The following is a 26137-nucleotide window of genomic DNA, read 5'->3' on the forward strand; positions in this document are numbered from 1 at the left end:
TCGGCCCAGCCCGTCAGCGCGGGCCGTCCACCTTCAGATAGTCGATCGCGTCGAGGGCCTTCTGGATCGATTTCAGCATGGCGCTGACCGGAGCGGTCAGGCCACCTTCCGGATAGCTCGCATAGACCCTGCCATGATTGAGGTCCGGAACCGGGCGCAGCACCGTGACGAGACCGGCCTTGACGTCGGCCTCCATCATCCGGACCGGCAATACGCCGAGGGCCACGCCCGACGAGACGAGATGGCCGATCACGGCGACGCTGTTGCAAAGATCATGGCGAAGCGGTTCGAGGCCGGCAGTCGCGAACCAGTCCTTGATCTGTCGAAACATGGCCGATCTCGGCTGATTGCTGACGATCGGCAAGGGGCAGAGGTCAGCGGGACGGACTTCCGGACCGAGCCCCCATTTGACCGAGGCAACCCAGGCCGTGTCCTGCACGCCAAGCGGAACCAGCCTCATGCCGGGACGCCCGATCGGGTTGACCAGGACTGCGAGGTCCAGCCTGCGGTCATTGAGTTCGCGTTCCAGCTCGTAGCTGATCGAGACGACGTATTCCGCCTTCAGCAGCGGATAATCCGCCCGCACCGTTTCCAGCAGGGTCGGCAGGCAGGTCATCGCGAAGCCTTCGGCAAAGCCGACGCGGATACTGCCGGTCACGACCGCAGGGTCGGTCTGCAGCATGATCCGGTCGGCTTCCTCCAGCAGGGCGGCAGCGCGCGGGAGCAGGGCGAGGCCGTCCGCTGTCGGCGCAAGTCCCCGGCCCTTGCGCTGGAACAGCCGGACATCGAGCGCCTGCTCGAGGTCGCGCAGGCGCAGCGAGATGGTGGGCTGCGACATGTGGAGATGGCCCGCAGCCTTGCTCAGCGAGCCGAGGCGAACGGTCCAGAAGAAGGCCTCGAGTTGCGCAATGGTGAATCTCATGCCTGGCGCATTCTCATATTGAGATTCCTGATTGATACCCCTGCAGATAAACCAATTGGATTGGCGATGGCAAAGCTGATTAACGGTTGAGTCCCTGTCGCAACCTGCCTGCCGTTCATGCTGTCCGCGCCTCCCAAGATACGTCGCATCGACGGATTCGAGCTCACTGCGAAGCTGAGCGAGACCGTCGGCAATTCGCGGCAGATGTTCGATCGCCGCGGCGCCCTGCTCCTGCGGGTCACCAGCGATACGGGCGCGGTCGGCTGGGGCGAGACCTGGGCCTATCCCGGCGCGGCTGCCGCGCTTGTCCGCGAGCATTTCGCCCCTGCCCTGCTCGGGCGCGACGCGACGACGCCGCGCGCCGGCTGGCAGGCGATGGCTGCCGGGCTCGGCTATGACCGACGTGGCATCTCGACGATGGCGCTCGGCGGGCTCGACGTCGCCTTGTGGGACCTCGCCGGGCAGATCGCCGGGCTGCCGGTCCATGCCCTGCTCGGCGGCAAGCTGCGGGACCGGATCCCGGCCTATGTCAGCGGCCCCTTCATGAAGCCGGGCCGCGATCCCTATCGCGACTTCGAGGCCGATATCGCCGGCTATCTCGACGCCGGCTTCCGGGCGATCAAGCTCAGGATGGGCAGCGACCCGGCTCGGGACGGCGCAACCGCCCATAAGGTCCGCGCCCAGATCGGCGACGCCATGCCGCTGATGGTCGATCTCAACGAGGGCTTCACCGTCGAGGGTGCGCTCGCGATCGCCCGGCGGCTCGCGGAGGTCGATCCGGTCTGGCTCGAGGAGCCGATCGCCCATGACGACCTGCCGGGTTATCGCCGCTTCGCCGCCAAGGCGCCGATGCCTCTGGCGGGCGGCGAGGCGCTCTTCGGCCTGCGCGCCTTCCGGGATTATCTCACCGCCGGCGTGTTCGACTTCATCCAGCCCGATCTCGGGCTGTGCGGCGGGCTCTCCGAGGGGATGCGGATCTCGGCGCTGTGCGAGGCGTTCGAAGTCGCCCTGGTGCCCCATGTCTGGGGCTCCCTCGTGAATTTCCAGGCCTCGCTGCATTTTGCGGCCTGCCTGCCCGAGCGGCGCGGCCGCCTGCGCTGGCCGCTGTTCGAATACGACCCTTCCGAAAACCCGCTGCGCACCGCCTTCGCCAGCCATCCGCTGGACGCCGACGGGGCGGTTGCGGTTCCGGACGCCCCGGGCCTGGGTCTTGACCTGACGCCCGAGCGGCTTGCGCCGTTCATCACGAACCATTGGACGATTGAATAATCGGCTCGTCGGATTCAACCGAGAGCGAACCCAAAGGGAGACGACCATGCGATTGACATCCATCCTGCGTTCCGCGCTCGTCGGCGCGGCCTGCCTTGCCGGGCTGACATCCGCGTCGGCTCAGCAGCCGAAGGTGCTCAATCTGGCCTTCGTCGGCCGGGTCACGGCGCCCGAAGGCGTCGCCATGACGGCCTTTGCCGAAGAGATCAAAGCCAAGACCAACGGCCGCATCGAAATTCGCCTGCATCCCGGCGGCGCGCTCGGCGGCGACCGCGAGGTGCTGGAAGGACTTCAGCTCGGCACCGTCGATCTCACCGTGCCCTCGACCTCGGTGATCGCGAATTTCGTGCCCGAGGTCCAGGTCTTCGACATCCCCTTCCTGTTCCGTAACTTCGACCACGCCCAGGCGGTTCTCGACGGCCCGATCGGCCAGGAGATCCTGGCCAAGTTCAAGGCCAAGGGCCTTCAGGGCCTGGCTTTCGGAGGCATCGGCTTCCGTCAGCTCACCAATAGCCGCCGGCCGGTCAACGGCCCCGACGACGTCAAGGGGCTGAAGATCCGCACCCAGGAGAACCAGATCCATCTCCAGGTCTGGCGCGCGCTGGGGGCGCTGCCGACGCCGATGGCACTGCCGGAAGTCTTCACGGCCCTGCAGCAGGGCGTGGTCGACGGCCAGGAAAACCCGATCGGCGCGATCCTGAACAACAAGTTCGGGCAGGTGCAGAAATACCTGACGATCACCAACCACGCCTTCACGCCGGTCGGCTTCGTCATGGCGCCCCGTGCCTTCGAGGCGCTGTCGCCGGAGGATCAGAAGCTCTTCGTCGAGGCCGGTCGCCGCGCCATGGCGATCTGCAAGGACGAGGTCGGCAAGGTCGAGAAGACCGGCATCGACGAGTTGCGTAAGCTCGGCCTGCAGGTGGTCGAGAAGGTCGATACCGCCAAGTTCCAGGACCTGCTCAAGCCTGCCTTCGCCGAGCTGGGCAAGCGCTTCGGCGAGGCGACGATCGCGCGCATCAAGGACCAGAAGTGAGCGCGCGGCAGTCCAGGGCGGTCGCGCTGCTGTTGGGCGCGGAGCGCATCGTCACCGGCGCCGGCCTCGCGGCCGGCTGCCTGGCGATGGCGCTGGCGGCCTGCGTCGGGCTCTTCCAGGTCCTGACCCGCTTCATCCTCCAGGAACCCGCGACCTGGTCCGAGCCGCTGATCCGCGCCTTGCTGATCTGGATGGCCTATCTCGGCCTGGCATCGGCGGTGCGGGCCGGATCGCTCGTTTCGGTGGATTTGCTTTATCGCCTCGTCAAAGGACGAAATCGCCGGCTTCTCGAAGCGGCGATCGCAATCGCGACCTTCGCGCTGCTGGCGATCCTGTTCTGGTTCGGCGCCGATCTGGTCTGGCGGGTCCGCTTCCAGAACCTGGCCGGGCTCGAGATTCCGATCAGCTACGCCTATGCCGCGATCCCGACCGGAGCGCTGGTCTCGATGCTCGCCGTGATCGCGCATTTCTTCGATCCACGCCGCGAAGAGCTCGAAACCGCGGTCTGAAAGACGATCTGCCATGACTGCAACGATGCTCGTCACGATGTGCGTGCTGTTCCTGCTCTCGGTGCCGGTGGCCGTGGCCGTCGGCCTCGCAGCGGTCGCGGGACTCGGCCTCTACACCCCGCTGCCGCTGGTGCTGGTGGCACAACAGGCGTTCGCCTCGCTCGACAAGTTTCCGCTGGCAGCGGTGCCGTTCTTCATCCTCGCCGGCAATCTCATGGGCGAGGGCGGCATTTCGCGGCGGTTGGTCGATTTCGCCAAGAGCCTGGTCGGCGGCGTGCAGGGCGGCCTCGCCTGCACCTGCATCCTGACCTGCATGATCTTCGCCGCGGTGTCCGGATCGAGCGTGGCCACGACCTTCGCCATCGGTGCGATCCTGATCCCGGCGATGGTCAAGCACGGCTATCCGATCTCCTTTGCGGCTTCGCTCCAGGCCAGTGCGGCCGAGCTCGGGGTCATCATCCCGCCTTCGATTCCGATGATCCTCTACGGCGTTGCAGCCGAGGTCTCGATTGGCGAACTTTTCGTGGCCGGCTTCGGCCCCGGCATCCTGATCGCCTGCGCGCTGATGCTCTCGGTCTGGCTCTGGTGCCGCATCCGCGGCTATGGCCGCAACGATCACGAAGGGCGCATGCAGGTGCTGGCGGCAACACGGGCTGCCGGCCTTGCCCTGATGATGCCGGTGATCATCCTCGGCGGCATCTATGGCGGCGTCTTCACCCCAACCGAAGCCTCGATCGTCGCGGTGTTCTATGCGCTGATCGTGAGCTGCTTCATCTATCGCGAGCTCGATTTCGCGACGGTTATCGCGATCCTGCGCAAATCGGTGGTCTCTTCATCGGTGATCATGCTGATCATCGCGATGGCGGGCCTGTTCAGCTTCCTGCTGACACGCGCCGGCGTGCCTGCCCAGATCGGCGCCTATATCATCGCGACCTTCGACAGCGGCTGGTCCTTCCTGCTCGCGGTCAATCTCTTCCTGTTCGTGATCGGCATGTTCATCGAGACTTCGGCGGCGATCATCGTGCTGGCACCGATCCTGGCGCCGGTCGCGCTGCGCTTCGGCATCGACCCCGTGCATTTCGGCATGGTCATGGTGGTCAATCTGGCGCTCGGCATGATCACGCCGCCCTTCGGCGTCAACCTGTTCGCGGCCTGCGCGGTTGCCCGGATTTCGCTGGACCGGATGACGAAATCGCTCCTGCCCTTCATCGGCGTCGTCTTCGCCTGCCTGATGCTGATCACCTACATGCCCTGGATCTCGCTCGCCTTGCGGGATTTTGTCTACCGCTGATCTTTTTTGCCGCGCGCGAGCGGCTATCGCGCGCACGGGAGGCGTCCGATCTTGGGAGCGACAGCGGCGAGATCGTTTCCGAGATCCGGCCGCAGCTGGAAGCGACGCGACCGCATCGCGGCCGCTCGTTGCGCTTTGAATGCAAAAGGCTTGGGCAGAAAGTGCGGTCGAGACAAGACCGGCAATGTTCCTGTCCCGACCGCCTTTTTAGGCTGGGCGCTCAGCTCCAGAATGCATCCTGCCACAGGCTCAGCTTCTCGCCGACGCCGTTCTTGAGCGCGTTCTCATAGACGCGGTAGCCGCACATCACGTCGTAAATCGCCATACCGCGGGCGAAGTAGACGATCACATCGTCGTCGTCGCGGCGCCCGCCGGTCTCGCCGGCGATGACCTTACCGAGATCGATGATCTCTTCCTCCTTCGCCAGGCCGCGATCGACCATGACGCTCGGGGTCATCGTCTTGCGCTCCATGCTGATCGCCGAGTTCATGACATAGCCGTCGGCGCGGGCGAGCGTCTCGAAGGTCGCGTCCCAGATCGAGAGATCGACCAGCAGGCTGCCCTTCTTCATCCAGTCCGGCGTGATGTAGGCGTCGTCGATCGTCTGGACGTTGGTCGCGGGAATGACGACATCGGCGTCGGCGACCGCATCGCGCGCCGAATCGGCCACGCGGACATCGATGTTCAGCTTGCGCGAGAACTCGGCGGCGAAGGCCTTGGCGCGCTCGGTGTTGAGGTCGTAGACATGGGCGACCTCGAGCTCCGGCATCACCTCGGCTGTGCACTGAATCGCGGCTTGGTTGATCGGGCCGACGCCGATCAGGCCGACGCTGCGCGCGCCCGGCCGGCGCAGATGCTTGACGCCGATGGCGCCGAGCGCGCCTGTGCGCATGCAGCTGATCACCATCGCGTCCATCAGCGCGAGGGGATAGCCGGTCTCCGGGTCGAGGATCGTGACCAGGCCCGAAGCACGCGGCCCCTTGCCGTTGATCGGGTTGTCCGGGTTGCTCGGGATGTTCTTCAGCGCGACCTTCATCACGCCGTCGTCGTCGAGATAGCCGGCGTGGATATTCGCGCGCTTCTTGCTGGGATAGCCGACGAAGTTCTTCAGCTTCTCGGCCGGAACACCCCAGAACAGCGTCGCGGTCGGCGCCTCGATCGCCTTGCCCCGATAGGCCAGCAGCGTGGTCCGCTCGGTGTCGGCGACCGTGGCGGCGACATCGCCGGCGCCGCAGCGCACCGCGTCCTCCTGGCTGAGATAGATGAAATTGGCTTCACTCATGACAAGGCTCCGGGGTGGTCGTTCATGCGCTGCTTGCAGGGTCAGTCGCGCTGCCGCAGTTTCGGGTCGGTGGCGTCGCGCAGGCCGTCGCCGAGAAGATTGAGCGCCAGCACGGTCAGGAAGACGAAGACGCTCGGGAACACCGCCAGCCACCAGGCCTCGAGGATGTTCTCGAAGCCCTCGCGAATCATGCCGCCCCAGGTCGCCGTCGGCGGCTTGACGCCCAGCCCGATGAAGCTCAGCGAGGCTTCGGTGCGGATCGCTGTCGCCATCCACAGCGAGCCCATCACCAGGATGTCGGCGATCAGGTTGGGCAGAATGTGGATGCGCATGATGCGCTGGTGGGTGCAGCCCATCGAGCGCGCCGCCTGGACGAATTCCTGCTCCTTCAGCACCAGCGTCGGCGCCCGCGCCAGCCGCACGAAGGGCGCGATCTCGGTGATCGCGATCGCGATGATCAGGTTTTCGAGGCTCGCTCCCAGCACGGCGGCGACCAGCATGCCGAGCAGCAGACTCGGGAAGGACAGCATCAGGTCGACCAACGCCATCACGAAGGCATCGAAGCGCCCGCCGATATAGCCCGAGATCACGCCGAGCGCCGTGCCCAGCGTCATCGCGATCAGGATCGAGACCAGCCCGACAAAGAGTGAGACCCGCGCGCCATAGATGATCCGCGACAGCACGTCCCGGCCATAGGAATCGGTGCCGAGCCAGAACTCGCTCGAGGGCGGCATCAGCCGGTTGACGATGTCCTGCGCCAGAGGGTCATAGGGCGCGATCAGCGGCGCGAACACCGCCATCAGCACGATCGCCGCGAGCAGGACGAGGCCGAACCAGGCAAAGACACCGCCGCGAGAGATGAACCGCGCCGTGTCGCGCAGGGCGGAGAAGGTTGCGCTCATGGCTCAGGCGTTCCTGATCCGCGGATCGACCGCGGCATAGGCCAGGTCGGTCAACACGTTCGCGAGCACCACGAAGGAGGCGAAGATGATCATCAGCCCCTGCAGCAGGGTGTAGTCGCGGGTGTTCAGCGCGCTGAGGATCAGCCGTCCCAGCCCGGGGCGGTTGAAGACGATCTCGGTCAGCACCGCATTGCCGATCAGCGTGCCGAAATAGAGCCCGACCACCGTGATGATCGGCAGGAGCGAGTTCCTCAGGACATGGCGCAGCGCCAGCGTCGTCGGCCCGATGCCCTTGGCGCGAGCAGTGCGGACATAGTCCTCGCCCAGGGTCGCCAGCATCGAGGAGCGCGTCACCCGCGCCACATAGGCGCTCATGATGATGCCGAGATTGAGCGCCGGCAGGGCGACGCCGAGGAAGCGATCCCAGGGGCCAGCGTTCTGGCTCGTCCCGATCACGGGGAACCAGCGCAGTTGGATGGCGAAGGCCAGGAGCAGCAAGATGCCGGAGACGAAGGCCGGCAGGGACAAGCCGACCAGTGAGAACAGCCGGCCGACATAGTCCGGCCAGGCATTGCGGTGGATGGCGGCATAGATGCCGAAGGGCAGGCCGAGCGCGAGGCCGACGAAGATCGAGGCGGCGGCGAGCTCCAGCGTGTTCGGCAGGACGCGCAACGCTTCCTCCAGCACCGGCCGCTTCGTCACAAGCGAGGTGCCGAGATCGCCTTGCAGCAACCCGCCGAGGAAACCGAGATATTGCTGGGGCAGCGGCCGGTCCAGCCCGAGCTCGAGGCGCAGCGCGTCGAGGGCCGCGGTGCTGGCCTGGTCGCCGAGGATCACGGCAGCTGCATCGCCCGGCACGACGCGGATGATCACGAAGATCGCCGTGAACATGGCGAGCAGCGTCGGTAGTCCGAGCAATATTCGTTTGAGTGCGTATTGCATGACGTTTTTAGCAGTCGCGGTTGCGCGACCTCCTTCTGGTGAATATCGACAGGCAATGCTAAAACGTCCAACAACGTTTTTGGCTCAGTGTATTCCAGAGAGTTATGCCCAGAAGCATCAATCTACGGCAGGTCGAGGCCTTTCGCGCGGTGATCGAGAACGGCACCGTCAGCGCCGCCGCGCTCGCGCTCAACGTCACCCAGCCGGCCGTCAGCAAGCTCGTCTCCAATCTCGAATACGACACCGGCCTGCGGCTATTCGACCGCGTCAAGGGCAAGCTCGCGCCGACGATCCAGGGCATGCGGCTCTATGAGGAGGTGGATCGCGTCTTCTCCGGGCTGCACCAGCTCGAGCGCGCGGTCGAGACCGTGCGCCGCGAGGAGAAGGGGCGGCTCGTCGTGGGCGTGCTGCCGGCCCTCTCTGGCCATTTCATCCAGCAGGTGACGATGCGCTTCCTTGAGAGCGAACCGCACGTGTTCGTCTCGCTGATCGTGCGCGGCTCGCCGGGCCTCACCGACTGGCTCGCCACCCGCCAGGTCGATGTCGGCATCCTGAACGCCAGGGTCGAGCATGCCTATCTCGAGACCGAGCCCTTCCTGTCGCATCCGCTGGTCTGCATCATGCCGCCGAGCCATCCACTGGCGCGGAAATCCGTGATCCGGCCGGAGGACCTTCATGACGAGCCCTTCGTGGGCTTCGACGAGGGCGTCGAGATCCGCCGCGTCGTCGACGAGGTCATGGCGAATTACGGCTCACAGCCACGCCTGGTGCTGGAGGTGACGACGGCGCCGACGCTCTGCGAGTTCGTCGCTCACGGCCTCGGCCTCTCGCTGGTCCATCCGCTGATGGCGGGGCCGGTGCAGGGCCGTGTCGCGATCCGGCGCTTCGAGCCGGCGATCGACAACCATTTCCTGCTGGTCAAAGCACAGAAGGCCCGCAATGCGGGCCTTCTCGATCTCTTCATCGGGCATGCCCGCCGCTGCGGCGGAGAGCTGATGCGGGAGGCGCTCAGCGCGTGACGGTGGTCTTCTCGGTGATCTGCGGGGCGATGTTGATCGCGCCCTTCAGCTCATAGCCGTAATCGACCTTCTTGCTGCGCGCCCAGACCTGCTGCAGCTCGAACAGCGGCACGGCGCAGACATCGGCGTTGATCTTCTCCTGCGCGGTCTTCCAGGCCGCCATCTGCCGGGCAGCGTCGGTCTCCTTGCGGGCCTGCTCGATCTCGGCGTCGGCCACGGCGCAATGCGAGAAATTGGTGATCGCGGTCGGCTTACCGACCGTCGCTGCCGAGTGGTAGAATTCGGTCAGATAGGTGTCGGCGACCGGGAAGCGTGCTGCGCCGTAGAACACCAGCGCGCTGGCGTTCTGGCGGATCTGTTGCTGGTAGGTCGGATGGTCGACCACCTTCATGTCCAGCTTGATACCGGCCTTGCCGAGCTGGTTCTGAATGACTTCCATGATCGGCAGCTGCGAGGAGATGTTCGAGACCACAACCGCCAGCGTGATGCCGTCGGGATGGCCGGCCTCCTTGAGCAGCGCCTTGGCGCGATTGACGTCAGCCTTCACTGTCCAGGAGCAGTCCTCGCCGCGATAACCCGGCGGCACGACCGAGCAGCCCTTCTTGGCGACGTCAGGGCCGACGAAGCGAACGATCTGATCGACGTCGATGGCCGCTGCGATCGCCTGCCGAACCCGAATGTCGTCGAGCGGCTTGATGCTGCGGTTGATATGCAGCGTGCGGAACTCGCCAAGGCCGAAGATGTCGACCACGGCATCAGGGCGTGCCTTGACCTGCGTCACCCAACGCTGCTCGCGCCGGCCATAGATCATGTCAATCTGGCCCGACTGGAAGGCAAGGTCGCGGCTGCTGTCGGAAAGCACAAAGCGCCAGAACACTTCATCGATCTTCGGCACGCCTCGGAAGCTGTCCTTGTTGGCGGTCAGGCGGACATATTGTTGTGGCACATGCTCGGCGATCGCGAAGGGGCCTGTGCCGACCGGCTTCGCCGAGAAGCCGGCGCCCATCTGCTCGGCCGCCTTCTTGCTGACGATGCGCCCACCATTGAAGTTCGAGAGCAGCCCGAGCAGGCCAGCATTCGGATATTTCAGCTCGACGCGAACGCTCATGTCGTCGACCTTCACCACATCCGAGATCGACGAGAAATTGCCGGCGAATGACGAGGTCTTCGGATCGGAGGCGCGCTTCAGCGAGAACACAACGTCATCGGCGGAAACTTCGCCGAAGCCGCCCTGGAACTTGACGCCCTTGCGCAGATGGAAGGTCCAGGACTTGCCGTCGGCAGCAGTCTCCCAGCGCTCGGCGAGGTCGGGCTCGAGCTTGGCCGGGTCAGCGCTGCCCGGCGGAAACCGCACCAATCCATCGAAGACGTTGCTGAGCAGCATCGAGTCGAAGCCGTTGGCGCGATGCGGATCGATATTGGTGATGTCGGAGGTGCCGACAGCGACCTGCAGCGTTTCCGCCCGAGCCGGAGATGCGGCGAGAGCCGGCGCAGCCAGCAGGCCCGCCAGAACGGCCATCGTTGTCTTGTTCATCGCGGTGCTCCCCATGCTTTGACGCATGAGGCCGATCGCGCCGCATGCCGTCAAATGACGTTTGGCGAGCCACTTATAAGCAATGGTTATGTTGATGCTTGCTGAGGCAGGCAGCGTCGCGGTGCCGTGGCAGGCGCTTGCCACCGTTACCAGTCGCCGTTCTTCAGGAATCTGAGCAATTGATTCCTGGCTCCTTCACAATGTGTCTGCGCGATGTCGCGAGCCCGTTTGACGTCATGATTGGCGATGGCTTTCAACAATAGCCGGTGCTCCGCAATGATCGTCTCGATGCGCGCCCCGCCATAGGCATATTTCACGCGAATGGCCTCGATGAGTAGCCGCCCGCGATCAAGCACCCGCAGCGCTTCCGAATTGCCCGGCAGCCGGTTGATGAAATTGTGGAGGCGGAAATTGGCATGCAGCATCGTAGCTGCCTCGCGCGTCGTCGCCTTCTCCTCGAAATTGTCCACCAAGGCAGTGAGCTCGGCCACGCCCGCGTCATCAATGAGCGCAGCGGTTTGCCCGGTCAGCATCACTTCGATCCCGGCTCGCACATCCAGCACATTGCGGATGTATTCGGCATTGATGCTGCGGATTTCGGCGCCACGGTTGGGGTGCAGCTCGACGATGCCCTCGGCTTCGAGCTCCTGCAGGGCGGTGCGGACCGGCATATGGCTGACCCCGCAAAGCGTGGCGATCTCGTTGATCTTGAGGCGCTGCCCCGGAACCAGTTCGCCGTGCAGGATGCGGCGGCGCAAATCCGCCGCAACCTGCATGGAGGTCGTGGCGCCGACCTTGAGCGCAGGCGCCAGGTGCTCCGGAGCCTCGCTTGCATGATCCGGGTAGTATGTCTTGCCGTAAACCACGGAGTTCCGATCCTGGCTTGGTGCGCTTGATTGCAGGCGGCGATCGTTCGTCGAGCCCTGCTTCACGGTAGGGGTGAGAGGAGAGGCTCGCCCTCAAAGAAGGCGGTGAGGTTGTCGAGCAGCATCTGCCCCATCGCAATTCGCGTATAGTTGGATCCCGATCCCAGATGCGGCTGCAGAACGACGGTGTCCAGTGCGGCCAGCGCTTCGGGAACGTTCGGCTCATGCGCAAAGACATCGAGGCCGGCGCCAGCCAGGCGCCCATTCTGCAGCGCCTCGACAAGGTAAGGCTCATCGACGACGGAGCCTCGCGCCACGTTGATCAGATAGCTATCCGGGCCGAGCGCATCGATGACCTCGCTCCCGACGAGGCCCACGGTGCCGGGCCCGCCCTGAACGGAGATCACGAGGATACGAGCGAAGCGCGCGAGATCGCGGATATCCGCGAAATAGCGGTAGCCTGTATCCGGCTGTTCGCGCCTGCCAGTATAGGCGATCTTCATTCTGAAGGCTTCGGCCCGTCGTGCGATCGCCTTGCCTATGCCACCAAGGCCGACGATGCCAAGAGGCTCACCCCAGACCTTGTCGGTCAAGGCCGGTTTTTCGCTTGCCCAGGCCCCGCGGCGGACGAAACGGTCGTTGAAGAGGACGCGCCTGACGGTGGTCAGCGTCAGGGCCCAGGCCATGTCGGCAACACATTCCGAGACGACGCCCGGCGTGTTGGTGACCGCGACACCCATGGCCCGTGCGGCCGACACATCGATGCCGTCATAGCCTGCGCCCGAGGATGCGATCAGCCTGAGCTTCGGTAGGCGCGACATCAATTGCCCGCGTAACTGATAATCCCCGCGTGTCGCAATCGCAGTCAGACGCGGCGCGACTGCCGCGATCAGCGCATCGCGATCGGACGCGAGGTCATAGCGGTGCACGACATATGTTCGCGACAGCACATCGGTCGTCTCCGGCAGCAGCGGGCCGATCTGCAGGACCTCCGGTTTCATCTTCGTCCCCTTGCAATCCGCGTTGCCTTGATATTTGATCAAATATCAATTACGCAGCGATCGAACCCGGCGTCAATGCCGGGAGCAATGAGAGGGAGGACGATATGCCATTCATTCGCATGGCTCTGGCGGCCGGGCTCGTGGCTACGGGCCTGTCGACAGCGGCGCTGGCCCAAACCTATCCGAGCGAGCCGATCAAGCTCGTCGTCCCGTTCCCGCCCGGCGGCACCTCGGATTTCGTCGGTCGTGTCGTCAGCGAAACGCTCGGCAAACAGCTCGGCCAGCCCGTCATCGTCGAGAACCGGCCGGGTGCGGCGGGCACCATCGGAACCGTAGGCGTCAGCCAGGCGGCTCCCGACGGCTACACGATCCTGCTGACCTCGTCGGACATCACGATCACCCCGATCATTCAGGCGAATGCCCCCTTCGATCCGATCAAGGATTTCGCTCCGATCGGCCTCGTGCTGCGCTATTCGCATTATCTGGTTGCCAGCGCGGCTTTTCCGGCGAAAACCGTGGGCGATCTCATCACCTTGGCGAAGGCGAAGCCGGGAACGATCAATTTTGCCTCGGGCGGCATCGGAGGCAGCAATCACATGGCGGCCGAACGCTTCCAGAGCGTTGCCGGCATCAAGCTGACGCATGTGCCCTATAAGGGTAACGGGCCCGCCATTACCGACCTGGTCGCCAACCGGGTCCAGCTGTTGTGGACATCGTTGCCGCCGGTGCAGGCTTTCATCAGCAGCGGCAAGCTGAAGATCATCGGCATCACCAGCAAGGAACGCTCTCCTGCAACCCCGGATGTCCCGACCTTCGCCGAGAGCGGGCTGCCCGGTTACGAGCTGAACAACTGGTTCGGGGTTCTCGCACCGCCAAAGACGCCGCCCGCGATCGTCGAGCGCCTCAACGCCGCCCTCAAAGAGACGATGGCCTCGCCCGAGGTGCTGAAAAAGCTCGAGGCTCTCGGAATGGATCCTGTCGTCAACCAGCCGGCCGAGTTCAGCGCGATGCTCAAGGACGAAATGGAAAGCTGGCGCCTGATCGCCAAGCAGGCCGGCCTCGCCGCGAAATAGCCTGCAACAGTCTGACGCTCGATCATCACGCGCCCCTGGAGCACGACCATGCGAACCAATACCGCCAAGCAGCGGGCACTCGCGGATCAAACCGCTATCGGCATCATGTGCAATCTCGCCAGTCCTATCGGGGCCGAAACATTGGGGCAGTGCGGCTACGACTTCGTGGTGATCGATCTCCAGCATGGGGAGAACAATCTGGCGACCGTCCAGGTGCTGATGCAGACGCTCAGCGCCAGCGCCTCGACGCCGATCGTCCGGGTGCCTGCCAATGACCCCATCCATATCCAGCGCGTGCTCGATCTCGGCGCCTATGGCGTGATCGTTCCATTCATCAACAATGCCGGCGAGGCCCGGAGCATTGTCGAGAACACGGCTTACCCGCCGCTGGGCTCGCGCAGTTTCGGGCCGATCCGCGGCACGATCTATGGCGGACCGGATTATTTCGCGAAGGCCGGTGACGAGCTTCTCGTCCTGCCGATGATCGAGTCGGCCGACGGTCTGGCCAATGCTGCGGCGATCCTGGCGGTGGACGGCATCCATGGTTGCTTCGTGGGCCCGGCAGACCTCAACATATCGCTCGGCCATTCACCCGATGCGCCCCTCGCCGCAGCCACCGAGGAAGGCATCGCCGCGATCCTCGCGCAGGCAGCGGCGCTCGGCAAAGTCGCCGGCATTCACGCCTTCAGCATCGAGGACGCCAAACGTCGGGCCGAGCAGGGGTTTCGGTTCATCACGGTGATGGCCGACACCCGCCTCATTAGAATGGGCGCGCAACAGACATTCGCCGCATTGCGGAGCTGACAGGCTCCGCTCAGGCGCCGAACCATGCGCACGATATCAGCTGCGGCGCAGCGCTTCTCGATGGGAGGCAGGATCGAGAATGAGATTACAGATCAGAAACCGGCGGGATTTCTACTCGGGGCTGATGTTCGCTGCGTTCGGCGTTGCATTCGCGGCCACCGCCGCCCGATACGAGATCGGCTTGCCGGCACAGATGGGCCCCGGCTGGTTCCCCCTGGCGCTTGGGGCCCTCCTCACCGGGCTCGGCATCCTGATCGCGTTCGCGGCCTGCCGCGTCAGCGCGACACGCACGGAGATCGCGGCGATCGCCTGGCGCGAAATGAGCCTGATCCTGCTCGCAGTGGCCCTCTTCGCGCTGCTGCTTCCGACCGCAGGTGCGGTCATTGCGGTGGTTGCCCTGGTCGCGGTCTGCGCCTGGGCCGGGCGCTCCGGAAAGCTGATCGAGACCGGCCTCGTCGCTCTCACCCTTGCGGCGATTTGCGACTTCGTCTTCATCCGCGGCCTGGGCCTGCCGATCGCGGCCTGGCCATCATTGCCTTTCAGCGGCTGAGGCGATGGATTTCGCGTCGAACATCATTCTCGGCCTGACCACGGCGATCCAGCCGCAGAATCTGCTGTTCTGTTTCGTGGGCGTGGTTCTCGGCACGGCGATAGGCGTCCTGCCAGGCCTCGGGCCGCTCGCAACCATCGCGATGCTGCTTCCGCTGACCTTCAAGGTGGCGAGCCCCGACGCTGCGCTCATCATGCTGGCAGGCCTCTACTACGGGGCCCAGTATGGCGGCTCGACCACGGCGATCCTCGTCAACCTGCCGGGCGAGCCCTCCTCGATCGTTACCGCCCTCGACGGCTATCAGATGGCGCGCAAAGGCCGCGCGGGCACGGCCCTCGGCATAGCCGCGCTGAGTTCCTTCTTCGCAGGCACCTTCGCGACCGCCGTCATAGCCGTTGCGGCCGCCCCTTTGGCCGAGCTCGCCTTCGCGTTCGGACCGGCGGAGTATTTCTCGCTCATGGTTCTGGGGCTGATCGCCGCGGTGGTTCTGGCTCAGGGGTCGATCCTCAAAGCACTGGCGATGGTCGTGCTGGGCCTGTTGATCGGCATGATCGGGACCGATGTGAATTCGGGTGCGACCCGCTTTTCCTTCGGCATCCCACAGCTTTACGACGGGCTGGATATCGCGGTCATCGCGATCGCGGTGTTCGGCTTCGCCGAATTGATTTCACTGATCAGCGAAGCCGGAACCCAGAGCACGACCGATGCGCCGATCGGCCGGATCCTGCCGGACCGCGGGGAGTTGCGGCAGGCTGCGCCAGCGGCGATGCGCGGCACGATATTCGGATCCTTGCTCGGCGTTCTTCCCGGGGGCGGTGCGACGCTGTCGTCCTTCGTGTCCTATGCGGTCGAGAAGAAGCTGTCGAAGACACCGGAGCAATTCGGTCGGGGAGCCATCGCGGGTGTCGCGGCGCCGGAAGCTGCCAACAACGCCGGCGCACAGACATCCTTCATTCCCATGCTGACGCTCGGCCTGCCGTCAAATCCGATCATGGCGCTGATGATCGCCGCGTTGATGATCCATGGCATTCAGCCTGGCCCGCAAGTCATGACCAGCAATCCGACGCTGTTCTGGGGGCTGATCGCGTCGATGTGGATCGGCAATCTGATGCTCGTCGTGCTCAATCTTCCGCTTATCGGGCTGTGGGTCCGGATGCTCGCCATCCCGACGCGCGTCTTGTCGCCCGCGATTCTGATGTTCTGTGCCATCGGCGCCTATTCGATGGACAACAGTACGTTCAATATCTGGATCTCGATTCCGCTTGCGGCACTCGGCTATCTCTGGCGCAAGCTCGACTGCGAAGCAGCACCGCTCCTGCTGGGCATCGTGCTGGGCCCATTGCTGGAGGAATACCTGCGGCGGGCCATGGTTCTCTCGCGTGGCAGCTGGACGATCTTCGTCGAGGAGCCGATATCCTGCAGCTTGTTGGCTATTGCTCTCGTGATGCTCGTCGTCGTTGCGCTGCCGGCGGTTCAAAGCCAGCGCGAGAAGGCTTTCGCCGAATAGGATCCCATGTCTCGTTTTGGGCCGCGATTGGCAGGGCAACCTAGGCGCCGCCTTCCAGCGCAGCACGGCTCTCGCGCTCCCTTTGCAGGCTATGCACCTATACCGGTGCCTCGGTGGCTCTCCTGCTCGTATGGAAAAGCGCGAGAACGAAGACGAGCGACAACAGCAGCACGATCGTCGGTGCCGGCGCACTGTCGAGGAAAAACGAGAGATAGACGCCCAACACGGAACCGGTCACCGCGATGATGACCGATATCAGCAGCATCGTGCTGAAGCGGCGGGTCAGCAGGAACGCGATGGCGCCGGGCGCGATCAGCATGGCGATGGCGAGGATGATGCCGACGGCCTGCAGCGCACCGACGATCGTCAGCGAAATCAACGCCAGCAGGCCGTAATGCAGCAGCTTGACCCGCAGGCCGATCGCCTGTGCCTGCGCCGGATCGAAGGCGTGCAGCAGGAAATCCTTCCACTTGATGCCGATCACCGCCGCCGTGAAGGCGGCAATCGCGGCAGCGCCGGCAATGTCCGCCCCGGAGACGCCGAGCATGTCCCCGAAGAGGATGTGGTCGAGATGCACGTCGGACTGGATCTTGACATAGAGCACGAGGCCGAGCCCGAACATGCCCGAGAAGACGACCCCCATCACCGTGTCCTGCTTGATCCGGCTGTTCTCCTTGAGGAAGCCGGTCGCGGTGGCGCAGATCATACCGGCGACGAAGGCGCCGATCGCGTAGGGAAAGCCGAGGATATAGGCGAGGACCACGCCCGGAAACACGGCATGGCTGATCGCGTCGCCCATCAACGACCAGCCCTTCAGCACGAGAAAGCAGGACAGGAGCGCCATCGGCACCGCGACGATCGCGGATATCACCAGCGCGTTGATCATGAAGTCGAAGCGGAAGGGCGACAACAGCGTATCGATGAGAGCCATCACCCGGCCTCCAGCTCGCAGGCGGCGCGGCGGCGGGCCGCCAGCAGGCCATGCTTGGGCGCAAGGAAGAAGGCGACAAGGAAGATCGTGGTCTGCAGCACGACGATGATGCCGCCGGTCGCCCCGTCGAGAAAATAGCTGATATAGGCGCCGGTGAAGCTCGTCAGCGCGCCAATCGCCACTGCGATCACCAGGAGCCGCGGGAAGCGGTCGGTCAGCAGATAGGCCGTGGCGCCGGGCGTGACCACCATGCAGATGACGAGGAAGGCGCCCACCGTCTGCAGGGCCGCCACCGTCGAGGCCGAGAGCAAGGTGAAGAACATCAGCTTCAGCGCCGTCGGATTGAGGCCGATCGAGCGCGCATGGCTCTCGTCGAAGAAGGTCACCATCAGGTCCTTCCATTTGACGAGCAGGATGGCGAGCGAGACAAAGCCGATGGCCGCGAGCTGGATCGTATCGGCCGGCGTGATGGCGAGCACGTTGCCGAGCACGATGGTCTGGATGTTCACCGAGGTCGGCGACAGCGAGACCATGAACAGGCCGAGCCCGAAGAAACTGGAGAAGATCAGGCCGATGATTGCGTCTTCCTTCAGCCTTGTCCGCTGGTTCAGGAAAAGCATCGCGCCGGCCGCGAGCCCGCCGGAGAAGAAGGCGCCGACCGAGAAGGGCAGCCCCAGCATGTAGGCGCCGGCAACGCCCGGCACGATCGCATGCGAGAGCGCATCCCCGATCAGCGACCAGCCCTTCAGCATCAGATAGCAGGACAGGAAGGCGCAGACGCCACCGACGAGGGCGGATACCCACATCGCATTGCGCATGTAGCCATAGGCGAAGGGTTCGAGCAGAACGGCGATCATTGCCGCTCACCCTGCGGCGTTTCGGCCTCCCGGCTGGATGCCTTGCCCTCGCGCAGGATCAGCGGCCGCTCGTCGTCGGTGAAGACGCCGACCGGCGCCTGCCCGCTGCGGCCGGGCTCGCTCAGCACAAAATGACGCAGAACGCCGCCGAAGGCGCGCTGCAGGTTTTCCTGCGTGAAGGTCTCCGCCGTCGGGCCATGGGCCAGCACCGTTCCCTTGATCAGGATGGTGCGGTCGCAGAATTCCGGCACGGAGCCAAGATTATGCGTCGAGACGAGCATGACCCGCCCCTCGGCCCTGAGCTCCCGCAGCAGGGCGATGATCTGGTCCTCTGTCTTGACGTCGACGCCGGTGAAAGGCTCGTCGAGCAGGATGACCCGGCTGTCCTGGGCCAGGGCACGTGCCAGGAAGACGCGCTTCTTCTGTCCGCCCGAGAGCTCCCCGATCTGACGCTTGCGAAAGGCGCTCATGTCGACGCGCTCAAGCGCGGCGGCGACAGCCTCGTGATCAGCCGCCTTGGCGATGCGCATCATGCCCATATGGCCGTAACGGCCCATCATCACGACGTCCTCGACCAGGACCGGGAAGGTCCAGTCGACCTCCTCTGCCTGCGGCACATAGGCGATGAGGTTGCGGCGCAGCGCCTCGCGCACCGCCACGCCGAGGATGCGGATGTCGCCCTTCGCAAGGCGCACGAAACCCATGATCGCCTTGAACAGCGTCGACTTGCCGGAGCCGTTGACGCCGACCAGTGCCGCGATCGTGCCGGTGGGGATGCGGAAGCTCGCATCCCGAAGTGCCGTATGGCCGTTGCGATAGGTGACCGTCGCATCGGTCACCGCAATCCCTGAGCCCTCATCGGCAGCGGGCGGAAGCGAGCGACCGGCGACGGGAGCGTTCACCGCGTCAGCCCCTTCGCGATCGTGTCCGCGGTAACCTTGAGCAGGTCGATATAGGTCGGGACCGGGCCGCCCGCCTCGCTCAGAGAATCCACGTAGAGCACGCCACCATAGCTTGCGCCGGTCTCGCGCGCGACCTGCTGGGCCGGCTTCTCGGAGATCGTGCTCTCGGAGAAGACCACGGTGATCTTGTTCTTCCGCACGGCGTCGATGACCTTCCGGACCTGCTGCGGCGTGCCCTGCTGGTCGGCATTGATGGGCCAGAGATAGAGTTCCTTCAATCCGAAATCGCGCGCCAGATAGGAGAACGCCCCTTCGCTGGAGACGAGCCAGCGCTTCTCTGCGGGAACGGCGGCAAGCTCGGCCTTGATCGGGTCGACGGCGGCCTTGATCCGGACCTTGTAGGCCTCGGCATTGGCCTTGTAGGCCTCGGCATTCTTCGGATCGTGCCTGGCGAAGGCGTCGCGGATATTGTTGACATAGATCAGCGCTGCCGCCGGCGACATCCAGGCATGCGGGTTCGGCTTGCCCTTGTAGGGACCTTCGCTGATCCCCATCGGCTCGACGCCCTGCGAGACGACCACGCTGGGAACGTTCCTGAGATTGCGGAAGAATTTCTCGAACCACAGTTCGAGATTGAGGCCGTTCCAGAGGATAAGCTGCGCGCCCTGCGCACGCTGGATGTCGCCTGGCGTCGGCTGGTAGTTATGGATCTCGGCGCCAGGCTTGGTGATCGACTCGACCACAGCCACGTCGCCGGCGACGTTGCGCGCGATATCGGCGATCACCGTGAAGGTCGTGACGGCCTTGAACTTCTCCTGCGCCGCGGCGGGCACGACACTGCATGCGGCGAAAAACGCGGCGCCCATCAAACCGATGAGAGCTGATCTGCGCGAGCCAACGGCCATCGAGGCATCCTTATTGACAATGAATTGCAACAAATCCCTTCTAACTCGAAGCTTGTTCATTTTGCAAGTGCGAGTTATTAGCAATTACAGGATCGGCGGTCATGCCCGCGCGCGAGACCCCGCTGAACCACACATCAAAGCGCTTTCGCGGGCGGCTGACTTGTTCATCGAGGCCCCAGCCGCATTCACGGCGCGCCCGGCACGATGCGAACGTGTGACCTTTGCCTTCGGAGAACTGCGCGCCATCCAAAATCCCGCATTGCCGAAGCGGCGGCCTCACCGGCAGGCATGCTGCAACGCATCAACCTCTGGGATGATATGCCGGTCCGATCGGGCGGTGCTTAATCGAGTCGGCTGCCATTCGCTTGGATCGGAAAGCGAGCAGGCTGCCCGCAAAAAATGGGGACGGTCATGAAAATCAGCACCAAATGGCTTTTCTCGGCACTGCTCGGGGCCGCCGTAAATCTCGCCACGGCGCATGCAGGGGAATTGAGGGTCGGCATCGAATGCACGTCGTTCCCCTTCAACTTCCGCGATGCCAACGGCAACTACGCCGGCTATGATGTCGATGTCGCCAACGAGATCGGCCAGCGCCTCGGCGACAAGGTCGAGTTCGTCTGCCAGAAATGGGATGGAATGATCCCGGCCTTGCTGGCCAATAAATTCGACCTGGTCGTCGCCTCGATGGGCATCACCGAAGAGCGCCAGAAGAAGATCGACTTCTCCCGGCCCTACCGAATCTCCGTCGGACGCTTCGTCGCCCCAACCGGCGCCAAGCTCGCCCTGTTCAAACCGGATGGCACGCTCGATCCCGAAGCCTTCAAGTCGATCAAGGTCGGCTTGCAGCGCTCGACGACCTATGACGACTGGCTCAAGGCCAAGATGCCGAGTGCCAATGTCATGCGCTACGACACTGTCGAAGCCCTGTTCCTCGACATCAAGGCCGGCCGCGTCGACACGATCATGACAAACCCGATGAAGGCGCATGATGCCTTCCTCAGCAAGTCGGAAGGTGCGGGCTTCGGGTTCGTTGGGCCGGAGATCAGCGACGACAAGCTCTTCGGTGCCGGCGCCGGCGTCGGCCTGCGCAAGGGCAACGAAGTTCTTCTGGCCAAGATCGACAAGGCCATCGCCGGCATGACCGATGACGGCTCGCTCGACCGGTTCAGCAAGAAATACTTCCCCTTCCCGATCTATCCGCGGGACTGGAAGCCAGCCACGACCAATTGAGCCCCTGCGCCGCGGCCGGCCTCACAAGGCTGCGGCGCCCCGCCTCGGTCTAATCGTCGCATGGGATCGTGATGTTTGAGGAATTGTGGCGGTGGAGCGGACCCTTCCTGCAGGGTTCACTCGTGATCCTGCTGGTCTTCTTGGTTTCGCTGGTGCTGACCGTGATCTGGGGCCTGATCGGGGCGAGCGCGAAGCTCTCAAGCAACCGCGTGGCACGCGGCGCGGCCAACGCCTACACAGTGATCTTTCGCGGAACCCCGGAATTCCTCGTCCTGCTCCTGCTCTATTTCGGCTCGGCCGTCACCCTGACGGCCCTGGCGAAACTTGTCTGGCCGCAGACGCGCTTCGTCGACCTCTCGCCGTTCTGGGCCGGCTCGCTCGCTATCAGCCTGATCGTCGGCGCCGCTGCGACCGAGACTTTTCGCGGCGCCTTCCTGGGCGTCGATCAAGGGCAGGTCGAGGCCGGACGCGCTTTGGGATTACGACGCTTTCAGGTCTTCATTCTCATTCGCCTGCCCCAAATGTGGCGCCTTGCGTTGCCGAGCTTCGGCAACCACCTGAACTCGCTGGTCAAGGATACCGCCCTGATCTCCGTGATCGGCCTGCAGGAGATCATGTTCACCGCCGATATGGCAGCATCGACGAACTCGATGCCCTTCGCGATGTATTTCACCGTCGCGCTGATCTATCTCGCCTTCACCACGGTGGTAACCGCAGTTATCCGCCGCCTGGAGCGCCGGGCAAACCACTTCATGTTGGCCGCCCGATGAGCTTCGACATCCCGCTGATGGCGCTGAGCTTCCCTCGCCTGCTGGAGGGGCTGCGCATGACGCTGAGCCTGCTCGCGGTCTCGCTGGTCTTGGGGCTCGTGATCGCACTCGCGACCAGCTTCGCCCGCAACACGCGCTGGCTGTCCTGGCCGGCCGAGGCCTACGTCTACTTCTTCCGCGGCACGCCGCTGCTGGTGCAGCTGTTCATGATCTATTTCGGCCTGCCTCAGTCCGAATTCGTCCGGACGAGCCCGTTCTGGCCGCTGCTGCGCGAGCCGTTCTGGTGCATGTGCCTGGCGCTCTCGCTCAATAACGGTGCCTATGTCGCCGAAATCATCCGCGGCGGCCTGCTCGGTGTCGGCAAAGGGCTGAAAGAAGCCTGCTGGGCGCTGGGTCTCGGCCGCCTCCATCGGCTGCGCTTTGTCACGACGCCGATCGTCCTGCGCCTCTGCCTGCCGGCCTACGGCAACGAGATCGTCAGCTTGCTCAAGTCAACGGCCCTGGCGAGCACCGTGACCTTGCTCGACGTGACCGGCATCGCCCGCACGATCGTCGCCGAAACGTTTTCTCCCTATGAAATCTTCATCGCCGCTGCGTTGATCTACCTGGTCCTGACCTTTCTCGTGCAGACGATCGTCTCGCATTTCGAAATCAGGCTCAACCGGCACGCTCAGCGTTGAACGTCGCTTCGCCGCCGAGACCTGCCATGCCAAGCCTCCCAGTGCCCGCCGATTTCCTGCCCTTCGCGCACCGCCTGGCCGATTGCAGCGGAGCCATCCTGAAACGGGCCGGAGCCGCAGCGCAGAGCTTCGACAGCAAGCATGATGCAAGCCCGGTCACCGCGATCGACCGCGAGATCGAAACGGCGTTGCGCGAAGCGATAGCGGCGGAGCATCCGGACCACGGCGTCCTGGGCGAGGAGTTCGCACCGACCAATCTCGACAAGGAATGGGTCTGGATCCTCGATCCGATCGACGGCACCAAGCAGTTCATCGCCGGGATTCCGCTTTACGGCACGCTGATCGCCCTTGCCCATAACGGCATTCCGGTACTCGGGATCATCGACCATCCCGTCACCGGGGAACGCTGGAGCGCCGCCGACGGCACGCCCGCGATCTGCAACGGCCGGGTCGCCACGACGCGAGCATCGGAAACGCTGTCGGGAACGCTGATGTTCACCACCAGCCCCGAGCCCTACGATCATGACGAGTTCCGGGCCGTGTCCGCTTTGCGTGCACGCGCGGCCTGGTGCGTCTATGGCGCGGGTTGCTATGGTTATGCGCGCCTCGCCAGCGGCCAACTCGATATCGGCATCGAAGCGGGGCATGACCCATTCGATTACTGCGCGCTCGCGCCGATCATCCGCGCGGCCGGCGGCGCAATCAGCGACTGGGAGGGCAGACCTCTCGGCCTGACATCCGGACAGCGCTTCGTGGCCAGTGCCACGCCCGCGCTCCATGCCGAGGTGCTGGCAACGATCGCCCGGGAAATGCCGGCCTCGGTCACACCCGCCCCCTGACTGGACGACGCCATCGTCGTAGGACAAGCCGCAGCAACGCTGCGGCTTCGCGAAAATTCAGCCGGCACCAGGCTGATCCCATCGGATAAGGACCCCTCCATCGTCCCGATCACCGGAACGATGGAGGCTCGGACGATCGCGCAGATGGCGCTCCTATGCGACCGCCTTGGCGCTGGCCATCGTCTCGCGCAGAGCGGCGGAGATCGCTGCCAGCCCGCCGCGCAGTTCGTCTTCCAGCGGCCACAGGAAGCCGATCCGGAAATAACAGCGCGGCATGTCGAACCAGTGCCCCGGACCGACATAGGTGCCGTGCTTTTCGAGCAGCGTCGTATAGAACCGGTCGAAGTCGAAAGCGGCGTCGACCTTCATCCGCGGGAAGCAGACCACCCCGCCCTTCGGCTCGACCCATTCGATCAGCGGCTCGTTCTCGACCCAGTCGCGCATGATCTTGAGCCGCTGCTGCATCACGGGCGCAAGTTCCGCCAGGAATTGATCGCGACGCTCGAGCATCGAGCCGGCAATCCACTCGTCGATGACGCTGCCGCAAATCCCGATCTGTTCCTTGGCGGCCAGGAAGGTCTGATAGAGCGCGGGATCGCGGGTAATGATCCAGCCGACGCGGATGCCGGGAATGCCATAGGCCTTGGACAGCGACGAGACGCTGATCACACTGGGGCTGAGGCTGGCGGCGACCGGGAGCTGCTTGTCATACTGAAGGTCGCGATAGGTCTCGTCGACGAGCAGGCGGCAGCCGCGGGCCTCGACCAGCGCGATCAGCTGCCGCAGGGCGGCTTCAGAGATCATCGTGCCCGTCGGGTTGTGCGGGCAGGTGATGCTGACATAGCGCGTGTTGGGCCGGATCGCGCGGGCGATGGCGTCGATATCCAGCTTAAAGCCGTCGTCGAACTGCTGGTCGATATAGGTGATGTCGCAGCCGATCGCCTTCGGCGTCTCGATATTGGTGGCGTAATTCGGCCTGACCACGACGAGATGCCCGCCGGGCGACAGGAGCGAGGTCGCGATGATGAACAATCCACCGGCCGCACCGGCCGTCACCAGGACCTGATCCGGCGTCAGGTCTTGGCCTTGCGCCGCGATCAGTTCGCGCAGGCGCGTCTCGCCGCGATGCTCGCCATAGAACAGCGTGAGGTCCGGCACCGTGAAGCCCCCGCCCCGCAATGTCTGGTCGCGGATGGAGCTCTCCGAAAGATTGAAGCGAATCCGGTCATAGCCATATTCTTCCGGCGCTTCGGTCTCGATCACCATGCGAGCGTATTTCATTGGCCTTGTCCGCTGTCGTTGGCTGCAATCCTGCATGCTTCATTGTGACAGAGGCTCGTCCTCGCCTATCCTCCCAGAGAGGGATGGCGGGATGGCCTGGGCTGGCGAAGGGCGGAGCATGCTGAATTTGCACGAACGGGCGGCGCGCCTCGTCGACGCGATCGACAGGAGCGATTTCGCCGCGGCGTTGGTCGCTCACCTCGCTGAACGGACGGAATTCGATGCCGCGACGATCTTCGTCCATCGGCATAACCAGTCACCGATCCACGTCTTCAATAACTTCACCGGCGAGAAGGCCAAGAACGGCATCAGGGAATATCTGGAAAAGACCTATGCCCTCAATCCTTTCTTCCAGGCGCAGCAGGCCGGCCTCGCCTCAGCCGTCTACCGTATTCGTGATCTCGCGCCCGACATCTTCTTCCAGAGCGAATTCTACAACGACTATCGGATCAAGGTGACCAGCCAGGAAGAGATCGGCTATGTGACGCGTGACTGGCCGGAAGGGCTGGGCGAGATCGACATCGCGCTGCAGCTGGAGGAGAACGAAACCGTCGAACTCGCGCTCTACCGCTATTTGCGCAAGGGCGATTTCCAAGGCACCGATCTTGCCGTGATCGAAGAGGAGCTCGCCTTCATCCTCGCCTGTTTTCGCGCTTATTGGTCCCGCAGCCGCGCCGCTCACGACCGTTCGCAACGGGACGCCCCGGCGCGCCACACGGAGCCGTTCGGCCAAGGCGCGATCAGTTCGCGCGAGCGCCAGGTGCTAGAGTTGGTGCTGCGGGGGCATTCCTCGGAATCGATTGCTTCCCAGCTCGGGATTTCGCTGGCGACCGTCAAAACCCATCGCAAGAACGCCTATGAGAAACTCCAGATCTCGACCCAGGCCGAATTGCTGAACCTCTATTTGAAACATATCGGAACGGAACTGACGCCGACGCGCTGAAGCCGGACTCCGGCGAACCAAACGCCTGCGGATCGAGGGCCTGTTTAGCGCCGGGCCTGGACTAGACCCACAGCAGCGCCCGAGACACTGTCGAGCTGCAGGTCTGCGTGCCTGAAAGCGAACTCCCCCTTCATCGCTCCACTCGGTATCAGGGAGCATGTCACAACCCTTTCCTCAGCGACGTCTCGATGCGGGAGGCCCTGCAAGCGAAGGATCACGCGCTCGGGACAGCTCCGGGCGCACCGAGCCCTCGACAATCGGCTATTCAGGGCGCGGCCTCAGCCACAACCGCGCC

The 26137-nt window shown here is 64.2% G+C and carries 26 protein-coding genes; 14 read left to right on the forward strand and 12 right to left on the reverse strand.

Translation table 11 applies throughout. From position 1 onward, the window contains the following. Positions 1–13: 13 nt before the first annotated feature. Positions 14–922 (reverse strand): LysR family transcriptional regulator, encoded by a 909-nt coding sequence (locus AC1RLU_RS23075; RefSeq protein ID WP_162766209.1) that lies wholly within the window; start codon positions 920–922, stop codon positions 14–16. A gap of 204 nt (positions 923–1126) precedes the next feature. On the opposite strand from AC1RLU_RS23075, the gene AC1RLU_RS23080 reads away from it, so the two are divergent. The 4 genes from AC1RLU_RS23080 to AC1RLU_RS23095 are packed head-to-tail and all read left to right on the forward strand — an operon-like array spanning position 1127 to position 5024. Next, entirely contained in the window at positions 1127–2191 is a 1065-nt protein-coding gene (locus tag AC1RLU_RS23080) for a mandelate racemase/muconate lactonizing enzyme family protein (RefSeq protein WP_492798457.1), read from the forward strand. Between the two features lie 46 nt (positions 2192–2237). Next, positions 2238–3224 carry a TRAP transporter substrate-binding protein gene (locus tag AC1RLU_RS23085; RefSeq protein ID WP_492798458.1) on the forward strand — a complete coding sequence of 329 codons (987 nt, stop codon included), beginning with the start codon at positions 2238–2240 and terminating at the stop codon, positions 3222–3224. Beyond that, complete coding sequence (locus AC1RLU_RS23090; RefSeq protein ID WP_061969004.1) at positions 3221–3733, forward strand: TRAP transporter small permease; 513 nt, start codon at positions 3221–3223, stop codon at positions 3731–3733. Before AC1RLU_RS23085 ends, AC1RLU_RS23090 begins: the two co-directional genes overlap by 4 nt. A gap of 13 nt (positions 3734–3746) precedes the next feature. Further along, positions 3747–5024: a TRAP transporter large permease gene (locus tag AC1RLU_RS23095; RefSeq protein ID WP_061969006.1), complete on the forward strand. Its 1278-nt coding sequence runs from the start codon at positions 3747–3749 to the stop codon at positions 5022–5024. Between the two features lie 220 nt (positions 5025–5244). On the opposite strand, the gene AC1RLU_RS23100 is transcribed toward AC1RLU_RS23095, so the two are convergent. From AC1RLU_RS23100 to AC1RLU_RS23110, 3 genes are read right to left on the reverse strand one after another with little or no spacing between them, the layout of a single operon-like run. Beyond that, a complete protein-coding gene (locus AC1RLU_RS23100) occupies positions 5245–6306 on the reverse strand; it encodes an NAD(P)-binding domain-containing protein (RefSeq protein WP_061969007.1) in 1062 nt (353 codons plus the stop codon). A gap of 41 nt (positions 6307–6347) precedes the next feature. Continuing rightward, the gene (locus tag AC1RLU_RS23105; RefSeq protein WP_492798459.1) at positions 6348–7208 is read right to left on the reverse strand and encodes an ABC transporter permease; all 861 of its coding nucleotides are present in this window, start codon (positions 7206–7208) and stop codon (positions 6348–6350) included. A gap of 3 nt (positions 7209–7211) precedes the next feature. Continuing rightward, a complete protein-coding gene (locus AC1RLU_RS23110) occupies positions 7212–8150 on the reverse strand; it encodes an ABC transporter permease (RefSeq protein WP_492798460.1) in 939 nt (312 codons plus the stop codon). 104 nt (positions 8151–8254) lie between these two features. Here AC1RLU_RS23110 and AC1RLU_RS23115 point away from each other — a divergent pair, with 104 nt between their 5' ends. Continuing rightward, positions 8255–9169 carry a LysR substrate-binding domain-containing protein gene (locus AC1RLU_RS23115; RefSeq protein WP_492798461.1) on the forward strand — a complete coding sequence of 305 codons (915 nt, stop codon included), beginning with the start codon at positions 8255–8257 and terminating at the stop codon, positions 9167–9169. Here the strand turns inward: AC1RLU_RS23115 and AC1RLU_RS23120 are convergent. The 3 genes from AC1RLU_RS23120 to AC1RLU_RS23130 all read right to left on the reverse strand — a co-directional run bounded on the left by AC1RLU_RS23120 (position 9159) and on the right by AC1RLU_RS23130 (position 12570). Next, positions 9159–10703, reverse strand: coding sequence for an ABC transporter substrate-binding protein (locus AC1RLU_RS23120; protein ID WP_492798462.1), 1545 nt, complete (start codon positions 10701–10703; stop codon positions 9159–9161). The genes AC1RLU_RS23115 and AC1RLU_RS23120 overlap by 11 nt on opposite strands. A 146-nt stretch (positions 10704–10849) precedes the next feature. Next, positions 10850–11569 carry a GntR family transcriptional regulator gene (locus AC1RLU_RS23125; RefSeq protein WP_061969016.1) on the reverse strand — a complete coding sequence of 240 codons (720 nt, stop codon included), beginning with the start codon at positions 11567–11569 and terminating at the stop codon, positions 10850–10852. 62 nt (positions 11570–11631) lie between these two features. Continuing rightward, entirely contained in the window at positions 11632–12570 is a 939-nt protein-coding gene (locus AC1RLU_RS23130; protein WP_492798463.1) for a 2-hydroxyacid dehydrogenase, read from the reverse strand. Positions 12571–12674: 104 nt separating this feature from the next. On the opposite strand from AC1RLU_RS23130, the gene AC1RLU_RS23135 reads away from it, so the two are divergent. The 4 genes from AC1RLU_RS23135 to AC1RLU_RS23150 all read left to right on the forward strand — a co-directional run bounded on the left by AC1RLU_RS23135 (position 12675) and on the right by AC1RLU_RS23150 (position 16504). Next, a complete protein-coding gene (locus AC1RLU_RS23135; RefSeq protein WP_492798464.1) occupies positions 12675–13643 on the forward strand; it encodes a Bug family tripartite tricarboxylate transporter substrate binding protein in 969 nt (322 codons plus the stop codon). A gap of 48 nt (positions 13644–13691) precedes the next feature. After that, entirely contained in the window at positions 13692–14447 is a 756-nt protein-coding gene (locus tag AC1RLU_RS23140) for an HpcH/HpaI aldolase family protein (RefSeq protein ID WP_492798465.1), read from the forward strand. Between the two features lie 79 nt (positions 14448–14526). After that, on the forward strand, positions 14527–14997 hold the full coding sequence (locus tag AC1RLU_RS23145; protein ID WP_082617509.1) for a tripartite tricarboxylate transporter TctB family protein: 471 nt from the start codon (positions 14527–14529) through the stop codon (positions 14995–14997). A 4-nt stretch (positions 14998–15001) separates the two neighbouring features. Next, on the forward strand, positions 15002–16504 hold the full coding sequence (locus AC1RLU_RS23150; protein WP_492798466.1) for a tripartite tricarboxylate transporter permease: 1503 nt from the start codon (positions 15002–15004) through the stop codon (positions 16502–16504). Between the two features lie 97 nt (positions 16505–16601). Here the strand turns inward: AC1RLU_RS23150 and AC1RLU_RS23155 are convergent, their stop codons facing one another. Genes AC1RLU_RS23155 through AC1RLU_RS23170 form a run of 4 tightly spaced genes read right to left on the reverse strand, consistent with a single transcriptional unit; the run spans position 16602 to position 20099 of the window. Next, a complete protein-coding gene (locus AC1RLU_RS23155; RefSeq protein WP_492798467.1) occupies positions 16602–17435 on the reverse strand; it encodes a metal ABC transporter permease in 834 nt (277 codons plus the stop codon). Continuing rightward, positions 17435–18292: an iron/manganese ABC transporter permease subunit SitC gene (gene sitC / locus AC1RLU_RS23160; protein ID WP_091858694.1), complete on the reverse strand. Its 858-nt coding sequence runs from the start codon at positions 18290–18292 to the stop codon at positions 17435–17437. Before sitC ends, AC1RLU_RS23155 begins: the two co-directional genes overlap by 1 nt. Continuing rightward, positions 18289–19194 carry a manganese/iron ABC transporter ATP-binding protein gene (locus AC1RLU_RS23165; protein WP_492798468.1) on the reverse strand — a complete coding sequence of 302 codons (906 nt, stop codon included), beginning with the start codon at positions 19192–19194 and terminating at the stop codon, positions 18289–18291. Before AC1RLU_RS23165 ends, sitC begins: the two co-directional genes overlap by 4 nt. Next, a complete protein-coding gene (locus tag AC1RLU_RS23170) occupies positions 19191–20099 on the reverse strand; it encodes a metal ABC transporter substrate-binding protein (protein WP_492798469.1) in 909 nt (302 codons plus the stop codon). The genes AC1RLU_RS23165 and AC1RLU_RS23170 overlap by 4 nt, the downstream gene beginning before the upstream one ends. Before the next feature lie 411 nt (positions 20100–20510). Here AC1RLU_RS23170 and AC1RLU_RS23175 point away from each other — a divergent pair, with 411 nt between their 5' ends. The 4 genes from AC1RLU_RS23175 (at position 20511) to AC1RLU_RS23190 (ending at position 23618) form a co-directional block, all read left to right on the forward strand. Then, entirely contained in the window at positions 20511–21329 is an 819-nt protein-coding gene (locus AC1RLU_RS23175) for a transporter substrate-binding domain-containing protein (RefSeq protein WP_492798470.1), read from the forward strand. 71 nt (positions 21330–21400) lie between these two features. Then, entirely contained in the window at positions 21401–22099 is a 699-nt protein-coding gene (locus AC1RLU_RS23180) for an ABC transporter permease (protein ID WP_492798471.1), read from the forward strand. Further along, the gene (locus tag AC1RLU_RS23185) at positions 22096–22779 is read left to right on the forward strand and encodes an ABC transporter permease (protein WP_492798472.1); all 684 of its coding nucleotides are present in this window, start codon (positions 22096–22098) and stop codon (positions 22777–22779) included. The genes AC1RLU_RS23180 and AC1RLU_RS23185 overlap by 4 nt, the downstream gene beginning before the upstream one ends. Positions 22780–22805: 26 nt before the next feature. Further along, entirely contained in the window at positions 22806–23618 is an 813-nt protein-coding gene (locus tag AC1RLU_RS23190) for an inositol monophosphatase family protein (RefSeq protein WP_492798473.1), read from the forward strand. A gap of 153 nt (positions 23619–23771) precedes the next feature. Here the strand turns inward: AC1RLU_RS23190 and AC1RLU_RS23195 are convergent, their stop codons facing one another. Further along, entirely contained in the window at positions 23772–24899 is a 1128-nt protein-coding gene (locus AC1RLU_RS23195; protein ID WP_492798474.1) for an aminotransferase class I/II-fold pyridoxal phosphate-dependent enzyme, read from the reverse strand. Between AC1RLU_RS23195 and AC1RLU_RS23200 the strand changes: the two genes are divergently transcribed. Further along, the gene (locus AC1RLU_RS23200) at positions 24883–25842 is read left to right on the forward strand and encodes a LuxR C-terminal-related transcriptional regulator (RefSeq protein WP_492798475.1); all 960 of its coding nucleotides are present in this window, start codon (positions 24883–24885) and stop codon (positions 25840–25842) included. The two genes, AC1RLU_RS23195 and AC1RLU_RS23200, sit on opposite strands and share 17 nt — an antisense overlap. Positions 25843–26137 lie beyond the last annotated feature (295 nt).

The organism is Allobosea sp. GW822-FHT05A11, from assembly GCF_058800455.1.

What these genes read in the sequence shown, in the direction of transcription:
- AC1RLU_RS23075 (WP_162766209.1), bottom strand. Translation starts at nt 922, where the DNA reads ATGAGATTCACCATTGCGCAACTCGAGGCCTTCTTCTGGACCGTTCGC.
- AC1RLU_RS23085 (WP_492798458.1), top strand. Translation starts at nt 2,238, where the DNA reads ATGCGATTGACATCCATCCTGCGTTCCGCGCTCGTCGGCGCGGCCTGC.
- AC1RLU_RS23145 (WP_082617509.1), top strand. Translation starts at nt 14,527, where the DNA reads ATGAGATTACAGATCAGAAACCGGCGGGATTTCTACTCGGGGCTGATG.
- AC1RLU_RS23175 (WP_492798470.1), top strand. Translation starts at nt 20,511, where the DNA reads ATGAAAATCAGCACCAAATGGCTTTTCTCGGCACTGCTCGGGGCCGCC.
- AC1RLU_RS23115 (WP_492798461.1), top strand. Translation starts at nt 8,255, where the DNA reads ATGCCCAGAAGCATCAATCTACGGCAGGTCGAGGCCTTTCGCGCGGTG.
- AC1RLU_RS23140 (WP_492798465.1), top strand. Translation starts at nt 13,692, where the DNA reads ATGCGAACCAATACCGCCAAGCAGCGGGCACTCGCGGATCAAACCGCT.
- AC1RLU_RS23105 (WP_492798459.1), bottom strand. Translation starts at nt 7,208, where the DNA reads ATGAGCGCAACCTTCTCCGCCCTGCGCGACACGGCGCGGTTCATCTCT.
- AC1RLU_RS23155 (WP_492798467.1), bottom strand. Translation starts at nt 17,435, where the DNA reads ATGGCTCTCATCGATACGCTGTTGTCGCCCTTCCGCTTCGACTTCATG.
- AC1RLU_RS23110 (WP_492798460.1), bottom strand. Translation starts at nt 8,150, where the DNA reads ATGCAATACGCACTCAAACGAATATTGCTCGGACTACCGACGCTGCTC.
- AC1RLU_RS23135 (WP_492798464.1), top strand. Translation starts at nt 12,675, where the DNA reads ATGCCATTCATTCGCATGGCTCTGGCGGCCGGGCTCGTGGCTACGGGC.
- AC1RLU_RS23080 (WP_492798457.1), top strand. Translation starts at nt 1,127, where the DNA reads ATGTTCGATCGCCGCGGCGCCCTGCTCCTGCGGGTCACCAGCGATACG.
- AC1RLU_RS23130 (WP_492798463.1), bottom strand. Translation starts at nt 12,570, where the DNA reads ATGAAACCGGAGGTCCTGCAGATCGGCCCGCTGCTGCCGGAGACGACC.
- AC1RLU_RS23100 (WP_061969007.1), bottom strand. Translation starts at nt 6,306, where the DNA reads ATGAGTGAAGCCAATTTCATCTATCTCAGCCAGGAGGACGCGGTGCGC.
- AC1RLU_RS23195 (WP_492798474.1), bottom strand. Translation starts at nt 24,899, where the DNA reads ATGAAATACGCTCGCATGGTGATCGAGACCGAAGCGCCGGAAGAATAT.
- AC1RLU_RS23095 (WP_061969006.1), top strand. Translation starts at nt 3,747, where the DNA reads ATGACTGCAACGATGCTCGTCACGATGTGCGTGCTGTTCCTGCTCTCG.
- AC1RLU_RS23200 (WP_492798475.1), top strand. Translation starts at nt 24,883, where the DNA reads ATGCGAGCGTATTTCATTGGCCTTGTCCGCTGTCGTTGGCTGCAATCC.
- AC1RLU_RS23185 (WP_492798472.1), top strand. Translation starts at nt 22,096, where the DNA reads ATGAGCTTCGACATCCCGCTGATGGCGCTGAGCTTCCCTCGCCTGCTG.
- AC1RLU_RS23180 (WP_492798471.1), top strand. Translation starts at nt 21,401, where the DNA reads ATGTTTGAGGAATTGTGGCGGTGGAGCGGACCCTTCCTGCAGGGTTCA.
- AC1RLU_RS23120 (WP_492798462.1), bottom strand. Translation starts at nt 10,703, where the DNA reads ATGAACAAGACAACGATGGCCGTTCTGGCGGGCCTGCTGGCTGCGCCG.
- AC1RLU_RS23170 (WP_492798469.1), bottom strand. Translation starts at nt 20,099, where the DNA reads ATGGCCGTTGGCTCGCGCAGATCAGCTCTCATCGGTTTGATGGGCGCC.
- AC1RLU_RS23190 (WP_492798473.1), top strand. Translation starts at nt 22,806, where the DNA reads ATGCCAAGCCTCCCAGTGCCCGCCGATTTCCTGCCCTTCGCGCACCGC.
- AC1RLU_RS23150 (WP_492798466.1), top strand. Translation starts at nt 15,002, where the DNA reads ATGGATTTCGCGTCGAACATCATTCTCGGCCTGACCACGGCGATCCAG.
- sitC (WP_091858694.1), bottom strand. Translation starts at nt 18,292, where the DNA reads ATGATCGCCGTTCTGCTCGAACCCTTCGCCTATGGCTACATGCGCAAT.